Source organism: Candidatus Dadabacteria bacterium (assembly GCA_026708565.1).
In the GTDB taxonomy this organism is placed as follows: Bacteria; Desulfobacterota_D; UBA1144; order Nemesobacterales; family Mycalebacteriaceae; genus Mycalebacterium.
In genome coordinates this window covers 1-2,588 of sequence record JAPOUR010000006.1, presented here as the reverse complement: position 1 = coordinate 2,588, position 2,588 = coordinate 1, and the positions used below count along the sequence as shown (strand labels likewise).

At 57.6% G+C, this 2,588-nt stretch carries 4 protein-coding genes; all 4 read left to right on the top strand.

Features of this window, described 5'->3' with window-relative positions; translation table 11 throughout:
• Nucleotides 1–2: 2 nt before the first annotated feature.
• Nucleotides 3–1,061 (top strand): class I fructose-bisphosphate aldolase, encoded by a 1,059-nt coding sequence (locus tag OXF42_01595; protein MCY4046792.1) that lies wholly within the window; start codon nucleotides 3–5, stop codon nucleotides 1,059–1,061.
• Between the two features lie 37 nt (nucleotides 1,062–1,098).
• Nucleotides 1,099–1,731 carry a peroxiredoxin gene (locus OXF42_01590; protein MCY4046791.1) on the top strand — a complete coding sequence of 211 codons (633 nt, stop codon included), beginning with the start codon at nucleotides 1,099–1,101 and terminating at the stop codon, nucleotides 1,729–1,731.
• The gene (gene msrA, locus OXF42_01585; GenBank protein ID MCY4046790.1) at nucleotides 1,683–2,372 is read left to right on the top strand and encodes a peptide-methionine (S)-S-oxide reductase MsrA; all 690 of its coding nucleotides are present in this window, start codon (nucleotides 1,683–1,685) and stop codon (nucleotides 2,370–2,372) included. The genes OXF42_01590 and msrA overlap by 49 nt, the downstream gene beginning before the upstream one ends.
• A 4-nt stretch (nucleotides 2,373–2,376) precedes the next feature.
• Nucleotides 2,377–2,588, top strand: a 212-nt coding sequence (locus tag OXF42_01580; GenBank protein ID MCY4046789.1) for a hypothetical protein, incomplete at its 3' end; no start/stop codon positions are given.

Sequence of the window (2,588 nt, the reverse complement as noted above, 5' to 3'; positions counted from 1 at the left end):
AAATGCCTTTGACCGTTAACGACATCACAAACCTTCTGGGAAGCGAGGCGGACGCGCTTCTGGGGCACAAGTGCGCGGTTTCTTCCGCTTCCCTACACCTGCCGGGGCCTGGCTATCTGGATGAGGTTTTCTCCCAGACCGACAGGTCGCCCGCGGTGATGAGAAACCTGCGGCACATACTTGACTCCGGGCGGCTGGGCGGAACGGGGTATGTTTCCATCCTGCCGGTTGACCAGGGGGTTGAACACTCCGCCGGGGCGTCTTTCGCGCCCAATCCCGAATACTTTGACCCTGAAAACATAGTGCGCCTCGCTATTGAAGGCGGTTGCAATGCGGTGGCGTCCACCCTCGGCGCTCTCGGCGCGGTTGCGCGCCGCTACGCGCACAAAATTCCGTTCATTGTCAAGATCAACCACAACGAACTTCTGACATATCCCCAAAAATACGACCAGACACTGTTTGCCGATGTGGAGCAGGCGTTTGATATGGGCGCGGTCGCCGTCGGGGCCACCGTTTACTACGGCTCGCCCGAAAGCGCGAGGCAAATTGAAGAGATATCCGCCGCATTCAAACGCGCTCACGAACTGGGGCTGGTTACCGTTCTGTGGGCGTATCTGCGCAACCCCGATTTCAAAAGGGACGGGACGGACCACCATACCTCCGCCGACTTGACCGGTCAGGCAAACCACCTTGCCGCCACCATTGAGGCGGACATAGTCAAGCAGAAACAGCCGGAGAACAACGGCGGCTTTACCGCGATTAAATTCGGCAAGACGCACCCCCGTGTGTATTCAAAACTCACAACGGACAACCCCGTGGACCTCACACGCTATCAGGTCATGAACTGCTACATGGGCAGAATCGGGCTCATCAACTCCGGCGGCGCGTCCGGCGGAGACGACCTTCGGGACGCAGTGAGAACGGCGGTCATCAACAAGCGCGCGGGCGGAATGGGGCTCATAACCGGCAGAAAGGCGTTCCAGCGGCCTATGAAGGAAGGGATAGCCCTCCTGAACGCGGTTCAGGATGTGTATGTTGAAAAAGGAATAACAGTCGCTTAAACTTTCCGGATAAAAAGCGGCCCAGGAGGATTACAAAATGGCTTTGCAACTTGGCGACATAGCGCCGGATTTCACCCTTGAATCAACCGAGGGAACAATAAACTTTCACGACTGGCTCGGCGGCGGCTGGGCGGTTCTGTTTTCCCACCCGAAGGATTTCACGCCCGTCTGCACGACCGAACTGGGCGAGGTGGCGAGAATCAAGGCGGAGTTTTCCGCTCGCGGGGTAAAGGTCATCGGGCTGTCCGTGGACAGTGTTGAAGACCACAACGGCTGGAAGGCCGACATTGAGGAAACGCAGGGGTCCGCCGTTGACTTTCCCATGCTTGCCGACAAGGACAGGAAGGTGGCGGACCTTTACGGGATGATTCATCCGTCCGCAAATGACACCATGACGGTGCGCAGCGTTTTCATCATAGACCCGGGCAAGAAGATACGTCTCACTCTTACCTACCCGGCGAGCACGGGCAGGAACTTTGACGAAATCCTGCGCGTTATAGACAGCATGCAACTCACCGACAAAAGCAAGGTCGCCACTCCGGCGAACTGGAAGCACGGGGACGATGTGATAATCATTCCGGCGGTTTCGGACGAAGAGGCGAAGGAGATGTTTCCGGACGGATGGGACGCGAAAAAACCGTATCTCCGCTACACAAAGCAACCCGGCTGAGAGTTGCGGCGCTTTTTGCGGCGCTGGCTCTTGCTATTTCGTGCGGGGGCGGGGGGGATTCGCAGGATATGGGAACGGAAGAGAAGGAAGCGCAAAAGCGGGTGGAAGAGAACTACGGCAAGTATCCGCGGGCGTCTTTTGCGGGCGGGTGCTTCTGGTGCATGGAGCCGCCGTTTGAGCGCGTTTCCGGCGTGGTGTATGTCCATGCGGGCTATCAGGGCGGCGATGAGGAGAACCCCTCCTATGAGGAGGTCTCCCGCGGCCTCACGGGACACGCCGAGGCGGTTGAGGTTTTCTACGACCCTGAAAAGGTTTCATACGAGCGGTTGTTACGGGTCTTCTGGACAAACATAGACCCGACCGACCCCGCCGGTCAGTTCGCCGACAAGGGAAGCCAGTATAGAACCGCGATCTTTTACCATGACGATGAGCAGAAGCGTCTTGCGCTGGAGTCAAAAGACGAACTTGAGCGGTCGGGCAAATTTTCAAAGCCCGTGGCGACTCAAATTGTCGCCGCCGGCAGGTTCTGGCGCGCCGAGGAATACCACCAGAACTATTATGAGAAAAACCCCGTCCACTACGGGCGTTACAAAAAGGGTTCCGGCAGGGAAGACTATCTGAAAGAAACCTGGGGCGAGTAGGGGCGTGTCCGTCTCCGAGCCGAAAACCCCGCCCGCCCGCGAAGGGCTGAGAGATTTTTACATATTTGTCTGCGCGATGGCCGCCGCGTATGTCGCCCTTATATGGGCGCTGAGTTTTCCTCCCATGCAGGACTATCCCATGCGGATGTTCATCGCGTTTGCGGCGGCGACCTTTGACGACCCGCAATACAACTGGCCTCAGTTTTTTGAACTTCA

What these genes read in the sequence shown, in the direction of transcription:
- msrA (MCY4046790.1), top strand. Translation starts at nt 1,683, where the DNA reads ATGGGACGCGAAAAAACCGTATCTCCGCTACACAAAGCAACCCGGCTG.
- OXF42_01590 (MCY4046791.1), top strand. Translation starts at nt 1,099, where the DNA reads ATGGCTTTGCAACTTGGCGACATAGCGCCGGATTTCACCCTTGAATCA.
- OXF42_01595 (MCY4046792.1), top strand. Translation starts at nt 3, where the DNA reads ATGCCTTTGACCGTTAACGACATCACAAACCTTCTGGGAAGCGAGGCG.